This window comes from Thermanaerothrix daxensis (genome assembly GCF_001306145.1).
GTDB classification, from domain to species: domain Bacteria; phylum Chloroflexota; class Anaerolineae; order Anaerolineales; family Anaerolineaceae; genus Thermanaerothrix; species Thermanaerothrix daxensis.
Window position 1 is genome coordinate 298,105 of the sequence record NZ_LGKO01000004.1, and the last position, 24,132, is coordinate 322,236.

General features: G+C 52.9%; 24 protein-coding genes. 17 read left to right on the top strand and 7 right to left on the bottom strand.

The features are described from left to right. Nucleotides 1–12: 12 nt before the first annotated feature. Both SE15_RS08455 and glnA read left to right on the top strand, forming a co-directional pair. Complete coding sequence (locus tag SE15_RS08455) at nucleotides 13–1,233, top strand: DUF362 domain-containing protein (protein ID WP_054521681.1); 1,221 nt, start codon at nucleotides 13–15, stop codon at nucleotides 1,231–1,233. A 61-nt stretch (nucleotides 1,234–1,294) separates the two neighbouring features. Next, nucleotides 1,295–2,713 carry a type I glutamate--ammonia ligase gene (glnA, locus tag SE15_RS08460; protein ID WP_054521682.1) on the top strand — a complete coding sequence of 473 codons (1,419 nt, stop codon included), beginning with the start codon at nucleotides 1,295–1,297 and terminating at the stop codon, nucleotides 2,711–2,713. 21 nt (nucleotides 2,714–2,734) lie between these two features. Here the strand turns inward: glnA and SE15_RS14155 are convergent, their stop codons facing one another. The 3 genes from SE15_RS14155 to cax are packed head-to-tail and all read right to left on the bottom strand — an operon-like array spanning nucleotide 2,735 to nucleotide 4,690. After that, nucleotides 2,735–3,085, bottom strand: coding sequence for a gamma-butyrobetaine hydroxylase-like domain-containing protein (locus SE15_RS14155; protein ID WP_083461826.1), 351 nt, complete (start codon nucleotides 3,083–3,085; stop codon nucleotides 2,735–2,737). 20 nt (nucleotides 3,086–3,105) lie between these two features. Further along, complete coding sequence (locus SE15_RS08470) at nucleotides 3,106–3,591, bottom strand: SH3 domain-containing protein (protein ID WP_054521684.1); 486 nt, start codon at nucleotides 3,589–3,591, stop codon at nucleotides 3,106–3,108. Nucleotides 3,592–3,601: 10 nt separating this feature from the next. Then, nucleotides 3,602–4,690, bottom strand: coding sequence for a calcium/proton exchanger (gene cax, locus SE15_RS08475; RefSeq protein WP_236690009.1), 1,089 nt, complete (start codon nucleotides 4,688–4,690; stop codon nucleotides 3,602–3,604). A gap of 119 nt (nucleotides 4,691–4,809) precedes the next feature. Here cax and SE15_RS08480 point away from each other — a divergent pair, with 119 nt between their 5' ends. Then, nucleotides 4,810–5,880, top strand: coding sequence for a protein kinase domain-containing protein (locus SE15_RS08480; RefSeq protein ID WP_054521685.1), 1,071 nt, complete (start codon nucleotides 4,810–4,812; stop codon nucleotides 5,878–5,880). 4 nt (nucleotides 5,881–5,884) lie between these two features. Then, the gene (gene rpe, locus SE15_RS08485; RefSeq protein ID WP_054521686.1) at nucleotides 5,885–6,547 is read left to right on the top strand and encodes a ribulose-phosphate 3-epimerase; all 663 of its coding nucleotides are present in this window, start codon (nucleotides 5,885–5,887) and stop codon (nucleotides 6,545–6,547) included. A gap of 53 nt (nucleotides 6,548–6,600) precedes the next feature. Here the strand turns inward: rpe and rpmB are convergent, their stop codons facing one another. After that, nucleotides 6,601–6,783 (bottom strand): 50S ribosomal protein L28, encoded by a 183-nt coding sequence (gene rpmB / locus SE15_RS14160; RefSeq protein ID WP_083461828.1) that lies wholly within the window; start codon nucleotides 6,781–6,783, stop codon nucleotides 6,601–6,603. Between the two features lie 119 nt (nucleotides 6,784–6,902). Here rpmB and SE15_RS08490 point away from each other — a divergent pair, with 119 nt between their 5' ends. The 6 genes from SE15_RS08490 to SE15_RS08515 all read left to right on the top strand — a co-directional run bounded on the left by SE15_RS08490 (nucleotide 6,903) and on the right by SE15_RS08515 (nucleotide 13,444). After that, nucleotides 6,903–7,259, top strand: coding sequence for an Asp23/Gls24 family envelope stress response protein (locus SE15_RS08490; protein ID WP_054521687.1), 357 nt, complete (start codon nucleotides 6,903–6,905; stop codon nucleotides 7,257–7,259). Between the two features lie 37 nt (nucleotides 7,260–7,296). Further along, a complete protein-coding gene (locus SE15_RS08495; RefSeq protein WP_054521688.1) occupies nucleotides 7,297–8,970 on the top strand; it encodes a DAK2 domain-containing protein in 1,674 nt (557 codons plus the stop codon). 27 nt (nucleotides 8,971–8,997) lie between these two features. Further along, entirely contained in the window at nucleotides 8,998–9,861 is an 864-nt protein-coding gene (locus tag SE15_RS08500; protein ID WP_054521689.1) for a DegV family protein, read from the top strand. Nucleotides 9,862–9,881: 20 nt separating this feature from the next. Continuing rightward, entirely contained in the window at nucleotides 9,882–12,350 is a 2,469-nt protein-coding gene (gene recG, locus SE15_RS08505) for an ATP-dependent DNA helicase RecG (RefSeq protein WP_054521690.1), read from the top strand. A 14-nt stretch (nucleotides 12,351–12,364) separates the two neighbouring features. After that, nucleotides 12,365–12,895, top strand: coding sequence for a pantetheine-phosphate adenylyltransferase (gene coaD, locus SE15_RS08510; protein WP_054521691.1), 531 nt, complete (start codon nucleotides 12,365–12,367; stop codon nucleotides 12,893–12,895). 69 nt (nucleotides 12,896–12,964) lie between these two features. Then, nucleotides 12,965–13,444, top strand: a complete 480-nt coding sequence (locus SE15_RS08515; protein WP_054521692.1) for an ATP synthase F0 subunit B — start codon at nucleotides 12,965–12,967, stop codon at nucleotides 13,442–13,444. Between the two features lie 5 nt (nucleotides 13,445–13,449). Here SE15_RS08515 and lon read toward each other — a convergent pair whose 3' ends face one another. Further along, on the bottom strand, nucleotides 13,450–15,984 hold the full coding sequence (gene lon, locus SE15_RS08520) for an endopeptidase La (RefSeq protein WP_083461829.1): 2,535 nt from the start codon (nucleotides 15,982–15,984) through the stop codon (nucleotides 13,450–13,452). Nucleotides 15,985–16,029: 45 nt separating this feature from the next. Further along, nucleotides 16,030–17,397: a bifunctional folylpolyglutamate synthase/dihydrofolate synthase gene (locus tag SE15_RS08525; protein ID WP_054521693.1), complete on the bottom strand. Its 1,368-nt coding sequence runs from the start codon at nucleotides 17,395–17,397 to the stop codon at nucleotides 16,030–16,032. A 180-nt stretch (nucleotides 17,398–17,577) separates the two neighbouring features. On the opposite strand from SE15_RS08525, the gene SE15_RS08530 reads away from it, so the two are divergent. The 7 genes from SE15_RS08530 (at nucleotide 17,578) to SE15_RS08560 (ending at nucleotide 23,112) form a co-directional block, all read left to right on the top strand. Beyond that, nucleotides 17,578–17,859 carry a DUF503 domain-containing protein gene (locus SE15_RS08530; protein ID WP_054521694.1) on the top strand — a complete coding sequence of 94 codons (282 nt, stop codon included), beginning with the start codon at nucleotides 17,578–17,580 and terminating at the stop codon, nucleotides 17,857–17,859. A gap of 27 nt (nucleotides 17,860–17,886) precedes the next feature. Further along, on the top strand, nucleotides 17,887–18,678 hold the full coding sequence (locus SE15_RS08535) for an SDR family oxidoreductase (protein WP_054521695.1): 792 nt from the start codon (nucleotides 17,887–17,889) through the stop codon (nucleotides 18,676–18,678). 52 nt (nucleotides 18,679–18,730) lie between these two features. Beyond that, nucleotides 18,731–20,635, top strand: a complete 1,905-nt coding sequence (locus tag SE15_RS08540; RefSeq protein ID WP_236690010.1) for a TIGR03960 family B12-binding radical SAM protein — start codon at nucleotides 18,731–18,733, stop codon at nucleotides 20,633–20,635. 28 nt (nucleotides 20,636–20,663) lie between these two features. Further along, the gene (locus tag SE15_RS08545; RefSeq protein ID WP_054521696.1) at nucleotides 20,664–21,317 is read left to right on the top strand and encodes a TIGR03936 family radical SAM-associated protein; all 654 of its coding nucleotides are present in this window, start codon (nucleotides 20,664–20,666) and stop codon (nucleotides 21,315–21,317) included. Nucleotides 21,318–21,506: 189 nt separating this feature from the next. Continuing rightward, on the top strand, nucleotides 21,507–21,995 hold the full coding sequence (locus SE15_RS08550) for a TrmH family RNA methyltransferase (RefSeq protein WP_160316690.1): 489 nt from the start codon (nucleotides 21,507–21,509) through the stop codon (nucleotides 21,993–21,995). A gap of 49 nt (nucleotides 21,996–22,044) precedes the next feature. Further along, nucleotides 22,045–22,269 carry an FmdB family zinc ribbon protein gene (locus SE15_RS14935; RefSeq protein ID WP_054521698.1) on the top strand — a complete coding sequence of 75 codons (225 nt, stop codon included), beginning with the start codon at nucleotides 22,045–22,047 and terminating at the stop codon, nucleotides 22,267–22,269. A 6-nt stretch (nucleotides 22,270–22,275) separates the two neighbouring features. Next, nucleotides 22,276–23,112, top strand: coding sequence for an SDR family oxidoreductase (locus SE15_RS08560; protein ID WP_054521699.1), 837 nt, complete (start codon nucleotides 22,276–22,278; stop codon nucleotides 23,110–23,112). Here the strand turns inward: SE15_RS08560 and SE15_RS14165 are convergent. Continuing rightward, nucleotides 23,020–23,982, bottom strand: a complete 963-nt coding sequence (locus tag SE15_RS14165) for a COX15/CtaA family protein (protein ID WP_083461832.1) — start codon at nucleotides 23,980–23,982, stop codon at nucleotides 23,020–23,022. The genes SE15_RS08560 and SE15_RS14165 overlap by 93 nt on opposite strands. Nucleotides 23,983–24,132: the final 150 nt, after the last annotated feature.

The following is a 24,132-nucleotide window of genomic DNA, read 5'->3' on the forward strand; positions in this document are numbered from 1 at the left end:
AGGTTCTTAGGCGTGAGCCAGTTTCCTGGTAAGGGCCGTGTGGCTGTTCTAAAAACCACCCCAGCCACAGTCCTAGAAGACATTGAACAATTAATGCGCATGGCAGGGGTAGAACAAGCCCTTCCGCATGGAGTTACCACCGGATTGAAGATCAATATCTCCTGGCAGACCTGGTATCCCGCCTGTTCCACAACCCCTTGGCAACTAGAAGGGGTGATCCTCGCTTTGCGCAAGATGGGATATCAGGACTTGGTGGGCATTCACAACGACACCGTCGTGGTAGATACCCGCGTGGGCGAATACAATAATAAGCACCGCTTTGTGACCGACAAACACCAGGTGCCCTGCCTCTATCTCTACCAGGATCAATTCGAGTGGATACGCTATCAACCCCGCTCACGCCCATTTTTGGTGCTCGATAAAGTCTATCCCGAGGGGGTGTACATACCCAAAGCCCTGATTGGGAAAAACATCGTCCATCTTCCCACTGTTAAGACCCATGTTTTCACCACCATTACCGGCGCGATGAAGAATGCGTTTGGTGGACTCCTCCATCGCAATCGCCACTGGACACACGGTGTCATCCACGAAACTTTAGTGGACTTGCTGGTCATTCAACAGGAAATTCACCCCGGGATCTTTGCCGTCATGGACGGAACCTTCGCAGGTGATGGCCCTGGTCCGCGCGCTATGCGCTGGCATGAAAAAGACATTCTGCTTGCCTCTGCCGACCAGGTAGCCATTGATGCCGTCTCGGCGCGATTACAAGGGTTTGACCCATTGCGCATCCCATTCATTCGGATTGCCCACGAACTTGACCTGGGAATAGGCGACCCTCGTCAAATTGAAATTGTTGGATACGATATCAACCAGGAACCCCCCTGGAATTTTGTACAAGAAGATACCTTCGCCTCTCGTGGGCAAAAGATGATCTACCACGGGCCGCTCAAGCCTTTTGAAAAAATTCTTTTACAAAGCCCCTTGGTGCCCTGGAGTTATTTTGCCAGCAATTTTTATCATAATGTCTACTGGTATCCTTTTGTTGGGCGCAAGCGTGTAGAAGCCGCCCTGCAAACCAAGTGGGGAAAGCTCTTCAAAGAATACGGCGATGGCCAAGTCGTCATGCCTGGAATGGAGCCTAAAACGGTAATCCAGGCGATTATAGCCCTTGGAGGAGTGGGTTTGTTGTTAGGTTTGTTGGGATATAGACGATATCGGCGATCCCGCCATTAGCCCATCTCCTCACAGCCTGTGGTCAGCACAGGCTGTGAAATTCATACCTCCCGGAGCCAATATGTTCAAAAATTTTACCGAGGCCCAAACTTACATCACCGAACATCATATCCGTCAGGTGGACCTGAAGTTTTGTGATTTATGGGGTGCCTGGCATCACGTCACAATCACCGCGCGTGAATTTACCCCAGGATTGTTCGCTCGGGGCGTTGGTTTTGATGGTTCCAGCGTAGGCTTCAAGAGCGTGCGGGCAGGAGATATGGTGCTTATTCCCGACCTGGGTACTGCCTTCCTGGATCCCTTCTGGGAGATCCCCACGCTCAGTTTTATCTGTGACATTTACGAAGCAGATACTCGCGAGCCGTTTTCCCGCGACCCGCGTGGAATTGCTCGCCGTGCAGAAATCTACTTGTGTCAAACCGGCATTGCCGATCAATCCATATGGGGGCCAGAGTTCGAATTCTACGTATTTAGCAATGTCCAGTTCGAGAACGGTGTCAACACTGCCTGCTATCGCCTGGATTCGATAGAATCGGCCTGGAAGAGCGGCACCGGTGGCCATGGCCATTACATTGCCCTCCATGAGGGCTATCACGCCATTCCTCCTAAGGATCAGCTCTATAACCTCAGAGCCGAGATGGTAGATCACCTCGAAGCGCTGGGACTTCCAGTTAAGTATCATCATCATGAAGTGGGCGGACCCGGTCAGTGCGAAATTGAAACACCTCTAATGGAATTCCTCCCGGCCGCCGATGCTGCGCTGATCCTCAAATACGTGACTAAAATGACTGCTTTGCGTATGGGATTATCAGTAACCTTTCTTCCCAAACCCCTCTACGGTGAAGCCGGCAATGGCATGCACTTCCACCAATTACTGAGGCTGAAAGGCCAAAACGTATTCTACGACCCTGACGCCCCTTATCACCTTAGTCCCATCGCACGTTATTACATTGGAGGGCTTCTCTTCCACGCACCAGCCCTCCTGGCTTTCACAAATCCCACCACCAATTCTTACCGTCGCTTGGTACCCGGATTTGAGGCACCAGTCAACTGCTTCTTTTCCAGTGGCAATCGCAGTGCCGCCATCCGCATTCCCAAATACGCCACTGAACCCGAAAGTTTTCGATTCGAATTCCGCCCCCCAGATGCAACTTGCAACCCCTACCTGGCAATGGCCGCCATGCTTATGGCAGGAATTGATGGCATTCGCCAGCAAATAGATCCCTCCGCTCATGGATTTGGCCCGATAGATGATGATATTTTTAGCTGGCCTCCCGAAAGGCGTAAGTCCATTAAGAGCCTGCCCACTTCACTAGGAGAAGCGCTTCAAGCTCTTGAAGCCGACCATGACTTCCTGCTAGCCGGTGGTGTATTTACTCCCGACTTGATTCAGGATTGGATTCGTAGAAAATCTGCTGAGGAAGCCCAGGTGCGTCTTCGCCCCCACCCTTATGAGATTGAGCTCTATTATAGCGTGTAGGTAGGCTCGACCACCCAAGCCTCACCCAACTGCGCCTGCGCGACATTTTGGGCACGGGCAAAGAGCCCGCAGGTAATCCCAGTGATAATTGCCAAAGTGGTGTCCGTCTTCCCATTCGATCGTAATGGCATAATTACCAACCGCTTCAACGGTCTTCAGACGCGTGGCTGGGGATTCAGGCAGTTCCAGTTCAAACACCTCAGGGTCGGGAAAGCGGCTCATACGTTCATGTCCACCTCGACAAACCGCGCAAGAACAGGCGGCTCGCAATAATCCAAAAGAATAAACGCTCACATGCCCATCATTCCATGTAATGGTAAGCGTTCGTTCACTCCTGTTAGCAGAGATGGAAAGCGGATAATATGACACCACGGTCTACCTCCATGTCGGGATCAAGGTTGTGGGGTTAGTTCCACAATTCTCAGGAAATCCGCGGCAGCCCACCCACTTCGATTTTTATCGTAGGGAGCCTGAAGGAACCACCAAACATAACCATCGGCCGGAACCGGACCATCCAACACCTGGAAGACTTCTTCTTCCATTGCCAGAAACATGACTGGCGAGCCTGTGCCAGGCTTTGCCCGCAATCGCAACCCCTCACCTCCCGTGCCAGACACCTGCACATACCCCCCAACCCGAATGCCTGTGGGGTTGAGTAGAGGATCAATGGTGGGCGTGGAAGTAGGCACTTGAAGCACAGCCGGCAATGAAGTTGATGTTGGAGCGGGGATCAGGGTATAAACGGCGGTGGTCTCCCCACCCACGGGCGCGCCTGAACGTAGAAAGATAAAAGCGGCCACCAGAGTGGCAAATCCCAAAGCCCCCAGACCACCTCCTATGGCGATTAAGATACCCAACGGCATTTTTCGCGTTTGCATGGCGAATCTCCTACACACCCATTGGCAATAGGAAAAATGCCAACCCAAGGATCAGATACACTGCCAGCAAGGTAGCCCCTTCTAGCCAGTTTGACTCCCCATCCATCGCCACCAGCGCTGCAATTAAGATGGCAGCAGCAAGTGCAATGAGTTCAAAGGGGTTAAAGATCAGGGTAAGCGGGTTCCCCATCATCAAACTGATGAATACCAGCAGGGGTGCCACAAACAGGGCAATTTGAAGGCTGGATGAAACAGCAATTTCAAGGCTTAGATCCATCCGATTCCGCGCAGCCACATTCACAGCCACCAAGTGTTCCGCCACGTTGCCGATCACCGGAATAAGGATGATACCAATGAAAAATTCGGAGACTCCCAGCGATTCCACTACCGCTTCAACCACGCTGACCAGTAATTCGCTCAAACCCACAACTCCCAGGGTGGCAACCACTAGGATCCCTACTGCAGTGCGTACGCCCCACTGTGGAGCGGTTTCCTTAAGATGTACATCACCAACCACCATCGGGGTCGTGGGACTACGTAAACTGTAAATAAGGCCAGCCATGTAGAGCACCATCATCACCCCGGCCACCCCCAGGCTGAGCCATTCAACCTCGAGGCTGGTTTCCGGGCCAATCAAATGGCTAAAGAGGGAGGGGATCAATAAGGCCACGACCGCCATCAGCAGCAATATGGCGTAATTTGAGGCCTGCCGGCGGTCAAAGGTTTGCACACCGTGCCGCAGGCCACCCACCAGCAGAGCCAATCCCATTACAAACAGCAAGTTACCCAGAATCGAGCCTGTGATTGAAGCCTTTACCAATTCTAGCAAGCCCGAGCGAATGGCTACCAGCGTAATGATCAACTCAGCCGCATTACCCAGGGTGGCGTTTAACAAACCACCAACTCTTGGCCCGGTGTGACTTGCCAGCGCTTCAGTTGCCTCGCCAAGCAAGCCCGCGAGGGGAATCAACCCTAAGGCCGACAACCCAAAGATCCAATAATTCCCCCAACCTTGTATCTCAGCCCAAATGACCAGCGGGATCGCTACCAACAACCATCTTAGTGGGTTCTTGAATGCATTAGCCATTTTGATCAGCAATTCGTCTTCCTAAACCAGGGAATCCAAAAATCCCCTATAATTTACCACGTTATGAGCCGATGCGCAGGTCGAGATTTTGTTTGGCGCGGGTATGATATAATCGGCCCTGAATGGATGGAATGAATACCGGCACTGAAATGTTGCCCACATTGGGGGGGCGCTACCGCTTGCTCCGGGTTATCGGTAGCGGTGGCATGGCGCTGGTGTATCTTGCGCATGATTTGACGCTTGACCGCCGAGTAGCAGTCAAAGTTTTGCGCGAGCCCTTTTCCCGCGAACCCGGCTTCCGTGAGCGCTTCCAAAACGAAGCCAGGGCAGCGGCCAACCTTACTCACCCCAATATCGTCACGGTTTACGATTTCGGATACGATGACAACACGGCCTTCCTCTACCTGGTGATGGAGTATATCCCGGGTACCGACCTGAAAAGCATTCTCAAAGAGCGAGGAGCCCTCCCGGTCGAGGAAGCCGTAAGGTTGTTAATCCAAGCCGCTCGAGGGATTGGGTATGCTCATCGTATGGGGCTCATCCACTGTGATGTCAAACCTCACAACATGCTGGTGACCCCTGATCAGACTTTGAAGGTCACCGATTTGGGGATTGCCCGAGCCATGGCTTCCATCCAACCGGATGAAAGCCAGGATGTCGTGTGGGGATCGCCCCTTTACTTCTCCCCAGAACAGGCTGCGGGCCGGCCCCCCACCCCTGCTTCCGATGTCTATTCCCTTGGGGTCGTCCTGTATGAGATGCTCACAGGACAGCCGCCCTTTTATGCTGGTGACGCAGTTGAACTGGCTCGCCTGCACCGCGAAGTGCCTCCGCGCTCACCCCGCACACTCAATCCAAGCATTCCACCTTCCCTTGAGTCCATCCTATTGAAACTTCTGGAAAAAGAGCCTGCACGGCGCTACCGCACTGCGCAGCAACTGGCGCTGGTGCTCGAGGACTGGCTGCAAAAGACCCAATCATTAGACAATGAAGCTACACAACCCCCTCCTTATCCACAACCGTGGGTCGTCTCTTCCTCTCCCCCGCCTCCAGTCGAGGCCCCATCTGTCGCCCCAAACGCTGAAGATAACCTCGAAGTGGATTGGATCACTATTCTGCTTGGGCTCCTGGCCGTTATTGCTGTGGGAGGACTAATCCCCTTCTGGCTGTGGATTTGGCTGACCTTCAACCCACCGCGCTAAAAATATGGACGAGATCATCCTCTCCGCCTCCATTCTCTCCGCTGATTTTGCTCATCTGGCTGATGAAATTCGTCAGGCAGAAGCCGCTGGCGTGGACTGGCTACACATTGATGTCATGGATGGACATTTTGTTCCCAATATCACGATGGGTCCCTTCATCGTTGAGACCTGCCGGCGAGTCTCCACTTTACCCCTAGATGTGCACTTAATGATCGAAAAACCTGAGCGCTACATTGAGGCCTTTATCCATGCGGGAGCCAATTATGTGAGCGTTCATGTGGAGGGTAACCCTAACATTCACCGCACTTTGCAGACCATCCGCTCCCTTGGCGCCAAGGCTGGCATAGTCCTTAATCCCGGCACCCCTACCTGCGCGATTAGTGCACTTATCCCCGCGGTGGATTTTATCCTGGTCATGACGGTTAATCCCGGCTATTCGGGCCAGACGTTTTTACCCGAGACGTTGAGCAAAATTTCTGAAATAAAAGCGCTACTTGAGAGGTACCAAAGTTCAGCCCTGATCCAGGTGGATGGAGGCATCAATCCCACAACGCTTCCTCTGGCTTATCAGGCAGGAGCACGTGTGTTTGTGGCTGCGACTGCCATTTTTAAACACCCCCAAGGTGTTCAAGAAGGGGTAAAATCATTGCGTGAGGCAATTAAATGAAAATGCGGCTTGCGCCGCAATTTTTATTCGAGAGAGCATAAAGATTGGAGCAACTACTGAGTTTTCGCAAGAGTTTTAATGCACTTAGCGCAGAGGGTTTTGCGTACCTTGCGCCCGTTCACAAAAAGGGTCACCCGCTGGAGATTGGGTTTGAAAGCCCGATTCGTCGCGCGCATGGAAAAAGAGCGCCGGTGACCAAATGTGGTCGTCTTACCGCAATGCTCACACTTTGCCATGGTTTACAATCCTTTCCGCATCCAGATGATATCAGCAAAGGTGCATTTTATCACACTCCGCATCTATTTTCAACCTCCCCTGTTAAATTGATAGAAACAAGAAGGAAGGGTGGGCAGAGATGAAACAGTCGGTCAATCCATACGGGAACATCTATCTTTCACCAAAAGCAATTGCAACCATAGCCTACCATGCGGCGCTGGAATCCTATGGGGTTGTGGGGTTGGCCCCCAAAAACATTGCCGAAGGGATTGCCCAGGTACTGGTCAAAGAGCCTGCGCATGGGGTGGATGTTCGCTTTACGGATGATTCAGTGATAATTGATCTGTATATTATTGTGGAATATGGCACCCGCATTCAAACGGTTGCCTCCAGTGTGGCTGATAATGTACGCTATCAGATTGAGAAAAGCACGGGCTTGCCCGTGAAGGAAGTCAATGTGCACATCCGCGGTTTGCGCGTTAGCAACACCGATTGATTTCTTGATTCCAGGCTAGAGGTAAGGTTGTAAACCCATGAGCAATGATATTCAGTTTTCACCCATTCCCGACGGACGCCAGTTGCTGGATTCACCCGTTTTGGACGGACAAGGGCTCAAAGCCCTGCTCGAAGCAGGATTAACCTGGTTGCGAAATAACCAGCAAGCCGTAAATGCCCTAAATGTTTTTCCCGTCCCCGATGGGGATACTGGGACCAATATGGTATTAACCCTTCAGGCAGCGTACAACGAAATTTTGGGGATGGGGGACCGGAATATTGGAAAAATTGCGCACGCGATTGCTCAGGGAGCTCTTCTTGGCGCCCGCGGCAACTCGGGGGTTATCCTCTCACAACTCTGGCGTGGATTCGCACGTGCGTTGGACAACCTGGAGGTTATGGATGCTCCCCTTCTGGTAAAGGCCCTGGCAGAGGCGCGCAACACGGCTTATAAAGGGGTAGTTCGGCCGGTTGAAGGAACGATTCTCACCGTCGCGAAAGACATTGCACAGGCAGCCGAGGCTTTTACCGGCAAAGAGCTCAAAGTCGAGATGCTTGAAGCCCTGGTCGAGGCTGCCGACCGTTCAGTACAGAAGACTCCCGAATTGCTACCGATCCTTAAACAAGCAGGTGTTGTAGATGCTGGTGGAAAAGGACTGTACTTCATCTTGGAGGGTATGCTCCGTTTTGTCAAAGGCCTATCGCTGGAGACCCCCCTCACCACCGTGGTACAACCCCTCGCCTCAATGAGAATGGAAGAGACCATGGAAGAAATCGAGCCTGGGCAAGATTATGAAGTGGTAGTTGATTTTCGTCCTAACGCCCCCATTGATTTGGAAAAGTTTTACTCTGACCTTGCAGAAATGGGGACTTCCATTCAGGTGGGCGAAGGCGATGGAATGTATCGGATGCACATCCATGTGCCCACCGAGAATCGCTATCGTCCCATTGATTACGTCATGGGACTTGGCACAATCACCAAAGTTTCCATCGAAAATTTGATTGCCCAGATCGAAGAACGCAGACAAGAACAATCTAGCGCTACCCGCCTCAATTTGGCAAAAATCGAACCCGGGCAAATTGCTGTGGTAGCCGTGTCGCCAGGGTTAGGTTTAAGCCGCATTTTCGCCAGCCTGGGAGTTGCAGCCATCGTAGAAGGCGGACAGACCATGAATCCCAGTACCGAGGAAATTCTCAATGCCTTCGAGAATTTGCCCACCGATAAAATTATTATCCTCCCCAATAACAAAAACATTATCCTGGCTGCCCAGAACGCCGCTAGCATGACCGTCAAAAAGGTGGCTGTGATCCCCTCCAAATCGGTCCCTCAAGGACTGAGTGCCCTGCTCCGCTATGACCCTGATGGCGATTTTGAAACTGTGGTAAAGGAAATGGAAGAAGCCATTCAAGAGGTAATCACTGGTGAGATCACAACAGCCACCCGCTCCGTCGAAATTAACGGTGTCAAGGTATCTCAAGGGGAAGTGATCGCCCTATTAAACGGGAATCTCGTAGGCTCTTCCCCAAGTATCCTGGAGGCATGCCAGACACTTCTGGAAAAAGCCAATGCCCGTGAGCGAGAACGCATCACCATTTTTTACGGCCAAAATATTGCCAAAGCCGAGGTCAATAAAATCGCGGATAAAATTCGCGAACTCTATCCGCACCACGAAATTGAAATCCACGAGGGGGGCAACCCCACTATCAACTGATCCTGTCCATTGAATAAACCCGGCTCTATGGCATCCATTGGGATACTCACCGACACAACGGCTCATTTTCCTCAACCCAAATTTTCCGGGCAAGATCACGTTGCCTTGATTGATTTTACCCTCGTCTTTCAAGGCAATCATCTTGGGGAGTCCCGCAATCACAAAGCCCTGGATCTTCCCTTATCCTTAATCGGCTGGGAGGCGGAAAAGGCCCCCAGGCTGATTCCCCCATCGGTAGAAGATTTTTACCAGCATTATCTCCTTCTTCACCAGCGTTTCTCCGGGTTGCTGGTTATCACCCATTCGGCCCAATTGAGCCTCACTTATGAAAACGCACTTCAGGCGGCTGAGATTCTGCACGGAACCTCGGAGATCGCCGTGATCAACGCTCAGACCATCTCCGCGGGACTGGGCTTGCTGGTCCAGGCAACTGCACAACACATTGTACGTGGGTTGTCGTTTGACCAGATTGAAACCATTGTCCGGCGCAACATTCCCAAAATCTATACCCTGATCTGCACACCCGGCCTCTCCTACCTATCCCATAACGGGCTGCTTACCCATCCCCAGGCCATTGTGGGAGAAATGCTCAATCTTTTGCAAGTATTTTCATTGGAAGAGGACCACCTGGTTCCTGTAGAAAAGGTGCGTAATTACCGCCATGCGGCGGAGTTCTTCATTGAGTTCTTAAGCGAGTTCGAGGAATTATCTCACGTCGCCCTCATTCAGACAGCCAACACCCCTCTGGGCGAAACTCACTTGCTACGCCAATTTATCAATGAGTCTTTCCCAAGGACAGCATTCACCGAGCACAAAGCCAACCCGCCAATGAGCGCCCTGTTTGGCCCCCGCTTTGTCTGCCTGGTTGCCCTTGAGACCCTGGAGCCCTAAGTTTAGGGTAAAATAAAAACATGCTACCCGCATTGCAGAAACTCCAAAAGTTCATAAAGTTGGAAGCCGAACGCGGTTATGACAACCGAGCAGTTCTTGGGGGGTTAGATAAGATTATCCCTCTCTGGCAACAAGAAGCCCGCGAGAACGGCGTTCCTGAACCCCTTATCCAGGAAGTCACCCGCTGTTTGGAGCGCTATGCTTCGTTGTCTCCCGAGGAGCGTGCTGATTGTCTGCAAGCACTGCTAGAGAAAATTGATGTCCCCGAATCCTTCGGTCCCACAGACTCCACGCCTCACGAAACTCAGGCAGTAAATATCGCCCCGACGCCAACCGTTAACGGAGGACGCAATCGAGGTCCCCGGCGTTCGGCCCCCAGGACTTATTCGCTTTCCACCGATTCTCTCCCCGCCCATGGGCTTAAAGCCCCCCTAACGGTGCTACCTGGAATTGGTCCACGTTATGCCCAAACCCTGCGCCAGCTCGGGTTAGAAACCCTTGAAGACCTTCTCTATTACTTCCCTCGCCGTTACGACGACTACAGCCGCCTAAAACCCATCAACCGCTTGCGCTACGGGGAGGAAGTAACCGTTATAGGAACGGTACAAAGCGTCAACAACCGCGATACTCGTGGGGGGCGTCTGAATCTAACTGAAGTCATCGTCAGTGATGGTACAGCGGCCCTACGGGTTAATTGGTTTAACCAGCCCTGGCTGGCCAAGTCCATTACACCGGGAATGCAGATTGTTCTTTCAGGCCGGGTAGATATGTACCTCGGGCGGTTGGTCATGAACAGCCCAGAATGGGAACCCCTGGAGCAGGAACACCTGCATACCAACCGTATCGTGCCGGTGTACCCTTTGACGGCCAAAGTAACCCAGAAAATGCTTCGCCGGATTATGTATCAGACGGTTACTTTCTGGGCACCCCGCATCCAGGACTACCTCCCCGAATGGGTGCGCCAGGCAGGCGAATTGGTTCCGCTTTCTCATGCGCTGCTAAATGTACACTTTCCCGAAAGCCAGGATGATCTGAAAGCGGCACAAGACCGCCTCGCCTTTGATGAATTATTCCTTCTGCAATTAGGTGTCCTCCAACAAAAGCGTGCTTGGCAAGCCAACACCGCCACGATATTTGAAGCCCCAGAGGCCTGGCTTGAAGAGATCATCGCAAACCTGCCGTTTGAACTCACTAACGCCCAACGCCGCGTTTTGGAAGAAATCCGTCAGGATCTCCGGGCTGGCCGCCCAATGAATCGTCTGCTTCAGGGGGATGTGGGTTCCGGAAAAACGATTGTAGCCGCGCTTGCAGTGGCCATAGTGACCCGTGCAGGAGCACAGGCCGCATTCATGGCGCCTACCAGTATTCTGGCCGAACAACACTACCGCAATCTTCTGAAATTACTGGCGGATTCAGAACGTGGGACGCCTGTACTTCCTGCTGGGAACATTCGCTTGTTAGTAGGAGACACGCCCGAAACCGAGAAAGAAGAAATCCGGGCCGGTTTAGCAGATGGTTCCATTAAACTTGTCATCGGCACTCACGCGCTCATCGAAGACCCGGTTACATTTGCCAATCTTCAACTGGTCATTATTGACGAACAACACCGCTTTGGGGTAGAACAGCGCGCCGCGCTACGTCTCAAAGGGCACAATCCGCACCTGCTGGTGATGACAGCCACCCCCATTCCCCGCTCACTGGCTCTTACTATCTACGGGGACTTAGATCTTTCCGTCATGGATGAGATGCCACGTGGCCGTCAGCCCGTAGAAACACACCTGCTGTCCCCTCTTGAGCGCGAACGGGCTTATTCCTTAATCCGATCTCAAGTGGAGAAAGGGTATCAGGCTTTTATCATCTACCCCTTGATCGAAAAGGGCCAAAATGACGAAACCCGGGCAGCGGTTGAGGAACACGAGCGGCTGCAACGGGAGATTTTTCCTGACCTCCGGCTGGGTCTTCTGCACGGGCGTTTGCCACCTGCCGAAAAAGAGCGCATCATGCGCGCTTTCCGCAATGGGGAATTCCATATTCTGGTTTCCACCTCGGTAGTAGAGGTGGGCGTAGATGTCCCCAATGCTACGGTCATGCTGATCGAGGGTGCCAACCGCTTCGGGTTGGCCCAGCTCCACCAGTTCCGCGGACGTGTTGGACGAGGAAACGCGAAATCGTACTGCCTGCTCATCCCCGAAACTAACGATGATGTTGAAAATGAACGCCTGTTAGCCATGGTTGAAACTAACGATGGGTTCGTGCTAGCCGAACGTGATCTGCAACAGCGCGGGCCAGGTGAATTTTTGGGCACGCGTCAGGCGGGTTACTCCGAATTGCGCATGGCCAGCCTCGCAAATGTCCACCTCATCGAAAAGGCTCGGCGTCTTGCCCAAACCTTGTTTGAAAATGATCCGGATCTATCCCATCCAGAGCATCAGCCTTTGCGGTTAAACTTTGAGCGCTTCTGGCAGGGAGGCCGGGGAGATATCAGTTGAAAAAGGAGAAAACCATGGTGCGTGCTTTGTTCCCCGGCACTTTTGATCCCATCCATTTTGGACATATTGACATTGCCCGGCGTGCAGCGCGCCTTTTTGACGAATTGATTGTAGCCGTATACGACCGTCCTCTAAAAAATGCACTGTTCAGCCCAGAGGAGCGCATAAACCTGGTGCGTCAGGCGTTCGAGAGTGAACCGAAAATCCGTGTTGTTGGCTACAGCGGGTTAACCGTAAAATTTTGCCGCCAGGTGAATGCCCAGGTCATTGTGCGTGGCCTGCGCGTATTCTCAGATTTCGAGCACGAGTTCCGCATGGCGTTGGCCAACCACCGCCTTGACCGAGAGATTGAAGTCATTGCGCTCATTACCAGTGAAGAACACTCCTTTCTCTCATCCTCAACCGTTCGTGAGATTGCGTCACTGGGTGGGGATGTCTCCACCATGGTGCCATTTCACGTAGCAGAAGCCTTACGCAGCAAGTTCGGCGCCAATGCGCATCAAACTAACAATTCACCTGTGAGTATTGACTCGCTTCGCGATTGATTTTTGGGGGTCTCAAGCAAACTGGCCTGAAAATTGCATCAGGATGGGGCAAAGGGTAAGGAGGAGGATATGGACATCTTGCATCTTGTGGATCGTCTTGAAGAGCTCTTCAACCAAAGCCGGCAAGTCTGGTTCACTCACAGTGTTCTGGTGGATGAGGATCGCCTGATTGATATTATTGACCAAATGCGCGCCACCATCCCGGAAGAAATTCGCAAAGCACAGCAATTACTGGCTCAGCGCGATCGCATCCTTGCCCAAGCCCAAGAAGAAGCCAATCGGATCGTCCAGCTGGCCCGGGAAAAAGCGGAGCAGATGGTTGAGCGCGATGCCATTACCCAAGCCGCACAGGCACGCGCCGAGCAGATCATCAGCCAGGCTCGCCTGGAAGCCGATATGACACGGCGCGAAGCCGATGAATATGTGCTCGAAACCCTCACTCGCCTTGAGACCGAACTCGAACGGTTGCTCAACCAAGTGCGCAATGGGATACGCACCTTGCAGAGTGACCGTTACCCCACACCACCTTCACCGCCCCCGCCCCAATAACCGGCTCAAGCCTCCTCACCCTCTGATCCTGAGCGTTCCTCTTCCCGGTCGCGCCGTTTCTCCCGCGCCAGCGCCTGTGAGACCAGTTTGACCACTGACTTACGCCGCGCATGGCTCTTATCGGGAGGCCGTAAGGCAATCTCTATGACCTGATCCATATGCGAAACCGGGATAATCTCTAAGTCTGAGCGTACCTTCTTGGGAATGTCCACCAGGTCTTTCAAATTGCGTTCCGGCAGCAGAACTTTTTTCAAGCCGGCTCGATGCGCTGCAAGCACCTTTTCACGGATTCCGCCAACTGGTAGAATACGCCCGCGTAAAGTGATCTCCCCTGTCATCCCAATCTCTTTAGCCACGCCACGGTCAGTAAACGCAGAAATCAGCGCCGTAGCAATGGTGACACCAGCGCTTGGGCCATCTTTGGGCACTGCACCTTCCGGTATGTGGATGTGAACGTCCAACCGCTCAAAGATTTCAGGGTCTAGGTTGAAGTCGCGTGCACGCGATTTGGCATATGAAAGCGCCGCCTGCGCCGATTCCTGCATGATCTCGCCCACCTGACCCGTAATCTGCAGATTCCCTTTCCCTTCCAAAATCAACACTTCCACCGGCATGATTTCACCACCATTTTCCGTCCAGGCAATGGCGGTCGCCACACCAATTTCGTCCTCTTTCTCGGCCTCGGTCATAAAGAACTGCGGCGGTCCCAGATAGGTTTCTACCAGACTAGGAGTGATGCGGCGAGGATAAGACCGTTTCTGGGATTTTAGGCGAGCAACTTTACGGCAAATTTGCCCAATCTCCCGCTCCAAATTGCGTACCCCCGCCTCGTAGGTATATTCACGAATAATCTTGCGCAGCGCTTTCTCTTGAAAGGCAATTTCATTTGCCTCCAAACCACTCTCATCCAATTGACGCGGAATAAGAAAGCGCTTGGCAATCTCTACCTTCTCCTCTTCAATGTAGCCGGGGAATTCGATGACCTCCATACGATCCAGCAGCGCCGGTGGAATGGTAGCCAGAGTATTGGCAGTGGTGATAAACATAACTTTGGAGAGATCATACGGGACTTCCAGATAGTGATCTGAAAAGGCAAAGTTCTGCTCTGGGTCCAATACCTCCAGCAGAGCAGCCGATGGGTCACCCCGAAAATCGGCGCCCAATTTGTCAATCTCATCCAGCATGAACAATGGGTTAATGGTGCCGGCGCGCCGCATAGTTTGGATGATTCTCCCGGGCAGAGCACCGATGTAAGTGCGACGATGCCCTCGAATCTCTGCCTCATCGCGCACTCCTCCCAGGGAGACACGAACAAACTTGCGTCCTAAAGCCTCAGCAATGGAACGCCCCAATGAGGTCTTACCAGTCCCCGGGGCACCCACAAAGCACAAAATGGGCTGGCGCAGCCGCTTGGGTTTTAGACTGCGCACGGCAATATACTCCAGGATGCGATCCTTGGCTTTGCCCAGCCCATAATGATTCTTCTCCAGAACCTCCGCCACGTGATTGACATCAAGATTGTCCTCGGTTTCCTCGACCCAGGGCAACTCTAACAGCCAATCCAAGTAAGTACGGATAATACTCACCTCAGGAGACATGGGAGGCATCTGGGCCAGGCGCTCCACCTCTTTAAGCGCCTGCGACTTAACCTCCTCGGGCATGGCTTTCTCTTCAACCCGCTCACGCAACTCGTTTATCTCGCGGGTGAAAATATCCCCCTCCCCCAGTTCAGTCTGGATTGCTTTCATCTGCTCGCGCAGGTAGAACTCGCGCTGGGTGCGATCCACTTCGCTCTGCACACGTGTCTGGATCTCATCCTCGAGTTGCAGCACATCCAATTCTTGGGCCAACAGCCAGTTGACCCGCTTCAACCGCTCAATGGGATCGGTTTGCACCAGTAAAGTGCGCCGTTCAGGAAACGGCAACGAGATTGCCGTTGCCACCATGTCGGCCAACCAACCCGGCTCATGAATATTCAGCGAGAAAAGATGGGCTTCCTCAGGCAGGCTGCGGTCCAATTGCACACATTTTTCAAACAGGTCGCGGGTGGTGCGCATGAGCGCTTCAACCTGCCGATCAATCTCTACTGTCTCCTCAATCGGGCGAGCCTTGACCCGCAGATAGGGTGTTTCCTGCACAAACTCAACCACTTCAACCCGCCGCCGCCCCTGCACCAGCGCCGAGGAGTTGCCATCCGGCATCGTTAACAAACGCCCTACCGCAACCTCAACTCCAATAGGGAGCAGATCCTCAAGTTCAAAAGTTTCTTTCTCGATGTCCTTCAACACCAAAGCGATCATGGTCTCATAGTTGTATTGCGCCTCTTGTACAGCCAGCAAGTTTGGGCCCGGGGCAATAAAAATGGGCGAGACCATGCGCGGAAAGATCACAATATCGCGCAGAATCAGAACGTTGCACTCAATCAGACCCTTGCGGTCCGGTTTCGCATCCGGGATCTGGTAGAGTTCTTCGGTCCGTTGATGCAGAATTGTGCTGAATTCCTCGTCTTCGTCGTCCTGAAACCAGTTGTTTTTCTTCATACGCTTTTTATCGGTCCAAATTGTTAAAAATTTTTGAGCCCTTTATTATACCCGAAAGCGCTCGCGCCAGGTTTGACGGATGGCTGCCGCAATAAAGAGGCTCCCCGTGGCCAGGACCAGGGAATTCTCATCCACCCGGCTCATGGCATAAGCTAAGGCCTCCTCAATGGGGACAACCACACGAGCCGGGTATCCCAGGCGATGCACCAATTCAACCAGGGCTTCTGGCTCAATCGCTCTGGGGTGAAAGGAGCGCGTTGCAATCACCATCTGTGCTTTGGGCAACAATTCGCGCAACATTCCTTCAATGTCTTTATCTTCAGAAGCCCCAAAAATGAGCACTACTTTCCTGCCGGGAAAGTAGTCTTCCAGCGCCAGTCTCAATTTAAGTGCAGAATCCTGGTTATGAGCTGAATCCACCACTAGATAAGGTTCGCGCTGCAAAATTTCAAATCGTCCCGGCCACCTCACCTGTTGAAAACCCCGCGCTATGGCCTCTACCGGGATTTCCCAACCACGTGTACGCAACACTTCTACAGCCGCGAAAGCAGTTGCTGCATTATCCACCTGATGAGCACCCAACAGGGGGATTTCAAACTGGAGAGGTCGCCAGTCCTCCACCTCCCCTTCAAGCCAGCGATTCACTTCAGGTTGATCAGCCGCCTTCCACACCCAGAAGGCTTGTCCATCCAGAGAGTGAGAGGCTACCCGATAGCGAATATCATCCCCCACTCGAAACCAGGGTGCGGCCTGCTGTTCAGCCACCTCACGTATGACTGTCAAGGCCTCCTGGCGCTGGGGAGCTACCACCACCGGAGTATTCGGTTTGATAATACCCGCCTTTTCTCGTGCAATCTGACCCAGAGTTTCCCCCAGCACCTTCATGTGATCGTATGAAATCGAGGTAATGACCGAAACCTCAGGCTGAACCAGGTTGGTAGCATCCAACCGTCCTCCTAAACCCACCTCCACCACAGCCACATCCACCCCTGCCCGAAGAAAGGCTAAAAAGGCTACGGCGGTAGTAATCTCAAAGGTCGTCAGGCGTTCAATACGGGCCACGGCAGGGCGCACCTCGTCCACCAGCGCAGCCAGAACCTCGTGGGAAATGGGCTCCTGGTTGATTTGGATTCGCTCAACAAAATCCTCTAAATGGGGAGAGCTGTAGAACCCTACCCGATACCCGGCTGCCTGCAAGATGCTGGCAATCATTGCCGCGGTCGAGCCTTTTCCCTTTGTTCCCGCTACATGCACCGTGGGGTATTTTAGGTGTGGATTACCCAGTAGTTTAAGAAATGCCTGCATCCGTCCCAGATCAAATTTCTCCGGCGAATAGCGTAATTGGCGCGTCAGGCTATAATCCACAAAGCTATAGAGGTAATCTAACGCTTGCTGATAAGTTAATGGGCTCATGCTCTCATCTCTGATGACAATCTAACCAACGCAGGGAGATTGTAATGGAGAGAAAGTGACAAGGCAAGACCTCAATTCGCGGCCATATTGACTCATTCTCGCATCACCTACTACTTAAGACATTGACGTCAACCCGGAGATGCATTAGAGTTATGGCAAACCAAGGCGAGGGATCGTGTCATGATTGGGGTTCTCACCATGCATTTGCACCTGCCCACCTGCCTTTCGCTCAAAGAAAAACGCAGCCGCCTCAAACCGCTATTGCACCGTTTACACCGCGAATTCAACATCTCAGCCGCAGAAGTGGACTTTCAGGATGCTTGGCAGGAAGCTGTCATCGCCTGCGCTCTGGTCAGCAACGACTCGGCTCATGCTCAGGCAGTGTTACAAAGGATTGTCAATTTCACTGCCACCAATTGGCCAGATATGGATATTCTCGACCATCGAATTGAGTGCCTTTGAAGTTCATCCTACCACAGAGGTTGTATCATGGACCTTGGACTACGTGACAAAGTGGCATTAGTGACTGGCGCCAGTCGGGGTCTGGGCTTTGCCACTGCCAGGGTGCTCTCACAGGAAGGCGCTCGCGTGGCAATTAATAGCCGTGATCCCGAGCGGTTGCAACAAGCCGCCGTTAATATTCAGAAAGAGACCGGGTATCCCGTCCTGGCGCTCCCTGGAGATATCACTCGACCAGAGATGGCCCAACGACTGATCGAGGATGTAATGGCTACCTATGGCCAATTGGATATTGTTATTGCCAATGCGGGGGGACCCCCACCAGGGCCATTCGCGACCCTGGATGATGAGAAGTGGTATGCGGCTATTGAACTATCCCTGATGAGTCAGGTCCGGCTCATCCGTGCCGCTTTACCTTATCTTGAGCAATCCCCTACGCCAGCAGTGCTGACAGTGACCTCGTATGCCGTCAAGCAGCCCATCCCCAACCTTATTTTGTCCAATAGCATTCGCGCGGCTACAGTGGGATTAACCAAATCCCTGGCACTTGAACTGGGACATAAAGGCATCCGCTTCAATTCAATTTTACCGGGCTGGACAGAAACTGAACGCGTCATTGAATTAATGCGCAATCGTGCTGAGATGAACGGTACCACCATCGAGGAAGAGATCCAGAAACAGGCGCGCGAAAGTCCGCTCGGGCGAATGGGAAAACCCGAAGAATTCGCCCGCGTGGCGGTATTCTTGGTCTCGCCCGCAGCTTCCTATGTAACCGGCGTCATGTTGCAGGTAGATGGCGGAATGTATAAAGGACTTTTCTGAATCCTCCACTTTCCTAAATCATTTGCAAATTACAGATTAGAGGTAGGGAGAAATGAACATTAGAGTTACAGAACCTCAGGAAATCGAGGTATGGTTAGAAAACAACCTGATGCGGGTGCAAAAGCCTGGGCGTTATGTAGGCGGTGAACTCAACCAAGTTGTCAAGGAATGGTCATCCACCCCGGTCAAAGTAGCGCTGGTGTTTCCTGACCTCTATGAGATTGGGGTACCCAATCTGGCCCTCACCATCCTCTATGAAGCCATTAATCAACGCCCGGATGCCCTGGCCGAGCGCGTTTATCTCCCAGCGACAGACATGGAAGACCTCATGCGCGCTGCAGGCATTCCCATCTATGGTTTAGAAACTAAGCACCCGCTGGGACAATTTGACATTATCGGAATTACGCTACCATATGAGACGTTATACACCAACGTGCTTAACCTGTTTGACCTTGCCGGAATTCCCCTGCTGGCTGCCGAGCGGCATGAAAATCATCCGGTGATTATTGCTGGCGGGCACGCCACTTTCAATCCAGAACCCATGGCCCCCTTTATAGACGCTTTTGTCATCGGAGAAGGCGAAGAGGTTATCCATGAAATTCTGAACACCTATAAGGCATGGAGATCCCGCTCGGGTAGCCGTGAAGACCTCCTTTATTCATTGCTTGAGATTCCTGGGGTTTACGTTCCCCGTTTCTACATCCCCCATTACCATTCAGACGGTACCATTCAATCTATTGAGCGTACCACAAACTTTGCACCCGCCACCGTCTATAAGCGAGTCGTAGGGCGTCTACCGGCTCCACCCACACGTCCCATCGTCCCTTCTATTGACGTGGTCCACAACCGCATTGCCATTGAAATTATGCGTGGCTGCACCCGTGGCTGCCGCTTCTGCCATGCCGGCATGGTCACGCGCCCGGTTCGCGAGCGTAGCGTCGAAGAAATCCTACACGCGATTCGGCAAGCCCTTCAGAATACTGGTTATGAAGAAGTGGCTCTGCTTTCACTTTCATCCTCCGATTACAGCCAGATCACCCATCTGGTTGAGCGTGTTAGTCAGGAAGCCACCCAACAACACCTGGTCATTTCTTTGCCCTCACTACGCATCGAAACCGTGTCGGTGGAATTGATGGACCGCCTAAAGGGAAAGCGGCAGAGTAACAGTTTCACCCTGGCTCCAGAAGCCGCCACAGACCGAATGCGGGCCGTCATCAATAAACCCATTGAAACTCAACAGCTTCTTGAAACCACACAGGCCATTTATAAGCACGGCTGGACAAAAGTCAAGCTCTACTTCATGATCGGGCACCCCACCGAAACCTTGGAAGATGTGAGAGCCATTGCCGAGGTCAGCCGACAAGTACTTGCTGAGGGACGTCGCATTGTCGGCCGCCGTGCTTCTCTTCACCTGGGCGTCAGCACCTTTGTACCTAAGCCCCACACGCCTTTCCAATGGTTACCCTGCGACACTCCCGAGCAGATCCAGGCCAAACAACGAGTACTGCTGGAATCGCTCAAAGGTTCGGGGATCAAGATAAACTGGACCGACCCTAAAGAAACCCTTCTGGAAGCCTGGCTCTCGCGGGGAGATCGCCGCATGGCCGAGGTTATCTACCACGCCTGGAGTCTGGGAGCAAAGTTCGACGCCTGGCAGGATCATTTTGACTACCAGAAATGGATGATGGCCTTCCAAAGGGCCAATCTGGACCCTGCTTTCTACACCCATCGCCAGCGCAGCCTAGACGAGACATTTCCCTGGGACCACATTAGCCCGGGAGTGCGTAAAGCCTACCTCAAACAAGAATACCTGAACAGCCTTCAGGGTGTTCTGCGCCCCGATTGCCGATTGCGATGCTTCGCCTGTGGAATCCTGCCAACCTATAAAGAACTGCGCCGGCAATACCCGGGACCCCATTGGAAATGCCCGGAGGTTCCTGTCCATGCACGCGCTTAATCCAAACATGTAAGGTGGCCCAATTCCTGTGTTACAGCGCTTTCGCATTGATTATGCCAAAACCCAACCACTGCGCTATGTAAGCAGCCTGGATCTGCAGAAGATATGGGAGCGCTATTTGCGGCGCGCGGGTCTAACTCTGGCATATAGTCACGGTTTTAGCCCCCAGCCACGCCTCCAGCAGGCCCATCCGCTCCCTCTTGGTTACCTGGGCGCCCACGAATTGATAGACATTTGGTTGGAGCCCGCAGTCGAACTCACCTCCACTGAGGTACAGCAACGCCTTATCGCCACCCCGCAACCGGGAATCGAAATAAATCGCGTAGAGGCCATCTCTTTGGAAGCCCCTACACTTGCCAAACAGGTCACTGCCGCGGACTATACCGTTTGGTTGCTTGATCCGGTTGATCCCAAAGAATTATCCCAACGCGTAAGCCAATTACTTAATGCCTCTTCCCTGCCCCGTGAACGTCGGGGCAAAGTCTATGATTTGCGTCCCCTGATCGAATCCCTGTCTCTGCTGACCGACTCTCCCAGTAACCTGGTTGGGCTTCAAATGCGCCTGGCGGCACGGGAGGGTGCCAGCGGTCGCCCCGAAGAGGTCATAGCCGCACTGGGGTTCGATCCATTTGCGGTACGCATCCTTCGTACCCGCCTGCATTTCCATGCTCCTTCTGGCTAGGCCATGTTGGTTTACGTGGAGTGTCTCTCATCTTCCTGCATGTTCCGCTTCCCGGTCGAGTTGGGCCCCGACGATGGGAGCACTCCCTGCCCTCGCTGTGGTTCCCCTACCCAACCCGTAACAGAATTTGCCCCCTCCACTCCGCCGTCACCTCTTCTATCCCCCAAAAGTCACCCGCTCGCAGCAATATTGGACAATCTGCGAAGTGCCTACAATGTTGGTTCTATTTTTCGCATCGCAGATGCCTGTGGTGTCTCCCCCCTGTATCTTGGTGGAATCACCCCGCTTCCCACACATCCCGGAGTGAAAAAAACCGCTCTCGGTGCAGAGGAGACCTTACCCTGGTCCTATACGCCTAATAGTGTCAAGTTAGCCCAGACCTTGAAGCATGAAGGATATTTTCTGCTGGGGGTAGAAACGGCCGGTAATGCCCGTTCACTTTTTGACTTGGAAAAAATCTCCCTCTCTCAACCTGTGACGATTGTAGTGGGCAATGAAATTGCTGGCATAGACCCCGGTCTTCAGCATCTGTGTGATACCCTGGTGTGGATTCCTATGCGTGGCTACAAGCGCTCGCTCAACGTGGCCGTGGCTTTTGGAATTGTGGCATACTTTCTGCGCTACTTGACCCGGGGCACACTCCCAGAAGACATTGACGAGGGATCGGCCCGTGGATAAAATCGCTACACCTGGATAATTCTGACTAATTCACAAGGAGATCCTTATCATGCCCATTTACGAGTACATCTGCAGAGATTGTGGCGCGCGCTTTGAGAGCATGCGTCCAATGCGCGAGGCTGACCAACCCATCTCATGTAAAGTCTGCCTGAGCCCCAACACTTATCGCACCGTCTCGGTGTTCTTTGCCGCCAGTGAGGGCCGCGCCATTACCAATCAAACCGGTTGCGCCTCCTGCGGAGGCGGATCGTGCGCATCCTGCGGCCACCATTAGTCAGCAATGAAAACGTTTCAGAATTGCTTGGCGCTCATTACCGGGGGCTCTAGCGGGATCGGCTTGGCACTGGCTCGCCTCCTACTTGCGGAGGGGGCACGCGTTGCCTTACTGGCACGCAACCCAGAAAGACTCGCTCAGGCCCGCGAAAACCTCCTTGATGCCTATCCCCGGGCAGAGATCAGTGTTTGGAGTGCGGATGTCACAAATGCCCCTCAGGTTACGGCTTTGCTAGAAACCTTCGTAGCCCAACAAGGAACGCCAGACCTCCTGATCAATTCGGCGGGCATGGCTCATCCCGGCCGGTTTGAGGAATTACCGCTTGAAATTTTCGACCAAATGATCGCTGTTAATTATCTGGGTACCGTGTACGTGACCAAAGCGCTGGTACCCGCCATGCTAGAACGTGGCAGTGGTCACATTGTCAATATCTCTTCGGTGGCTGGCTTCCTGAACATCTATGGGTACACGGCCTACGGGGCGGCCAAGTTTGCCGTTCGCGGATTTAGCGACGCTCTGCGTATGGAACTGAAACCCCGCGGTATTCAGGTCTCCCTGGTTTTTCCTCCCGACACGGATACCCCACAGTTAGCCTACGAAAATCAATTCAAGCCGGAGGTCACCCGAGCCCTGGCCGGTAATGCGGGCGTGCTTTCCCCCGATTTTGTGGCACAAGAGATCCTGGCTGGGGTTCGGAGAAATGCCTATTTGATTCTGCCCGGTTTTGAGACCAAGGTTATTTATGTGGTTTCACGTCTCTTGGGTGCCGGGGTCAATCCCATTCTGGATTACCTGGTTCGCCGTACGCTCCAACGGCAAAGGGCGGAACAAAACCTGCATTGAACATAGAACCAGAGTAATCCATATTAAATCAGTAACCAACAAGTGCACAATTTGGATGCCTACAGGGGCTAATAACCCAACGTTTATAACCCCTATTCCCCATTGGATCACAATAAGCGCTATTAGAGCACGTCCAAGCGGTAAGATCCCCCCGCTCTTCTTCCGAAGTGTTAAAACCAATCCAATAATGTAGGCCCCTACCAGAATTGCAATGCCGGGATGAAAGATGCGCAATCGTAAAAACAGATGGGCGGTGGGTGAAACGTCCTGGGCCAAACCTTCTCGAAGGCTAGATACCGGGAAAAGGGTATCTCCAAGAGCCGTGATTGCTCCACTAACTCCTAAGAGCCCCATTCCCAACCAGGCCCCCAGAAACCACGCCAGATGAGAACGATCCCAATGCCAGGATTGCCTCTCTGACCATCTCGATAACCACGCGGTTGCCGTCAGGGCTCCCAGGAGAAGCAAGGTGTTAACCAAATGGAGCGACATGGCCCAGCCGCGTTCTAATGAAGTATTTCCAGCAACCAACTCAAAGAGCACCAACCCCGCTCCAATAAGAGCCTCGGTAAGGGTGAAGGCCAGCGAAGCATAGGCTGCAAAGCGAACCGGATGGCGACGAGGGTAGAATTTAATTGCTCGAATTACCAAAAGGATCACCAAAAGCAGCGCTAAACCGCTCGTCACCCGATGGGTAAACTCGATCAGAGTCTCAACCTGAGGCGAACGCGGAAGCACTTCTCCGTTGCACAATGGCCAGTGCGAACCACAACCTGCTCCTGACCCTGTCGCCCGCACATAGGCTCCCCATAGAATTACGAGAACATTGTACACCAGGACACCCCAGGCAAAACGGCTAAAGCCTTTCATGGTCACCTTTCGAAAAATTGAAGTCAAAGCGGTGGATAATATATCACAAAGTGGACCTAATTACCTCCCAAAATCATCACTTTTTCCTGCTTGACACCGCTTTTGGTGGGGGCTAAAATCGTTTTTGAGGTTGGATAATCCTCCAGGCCA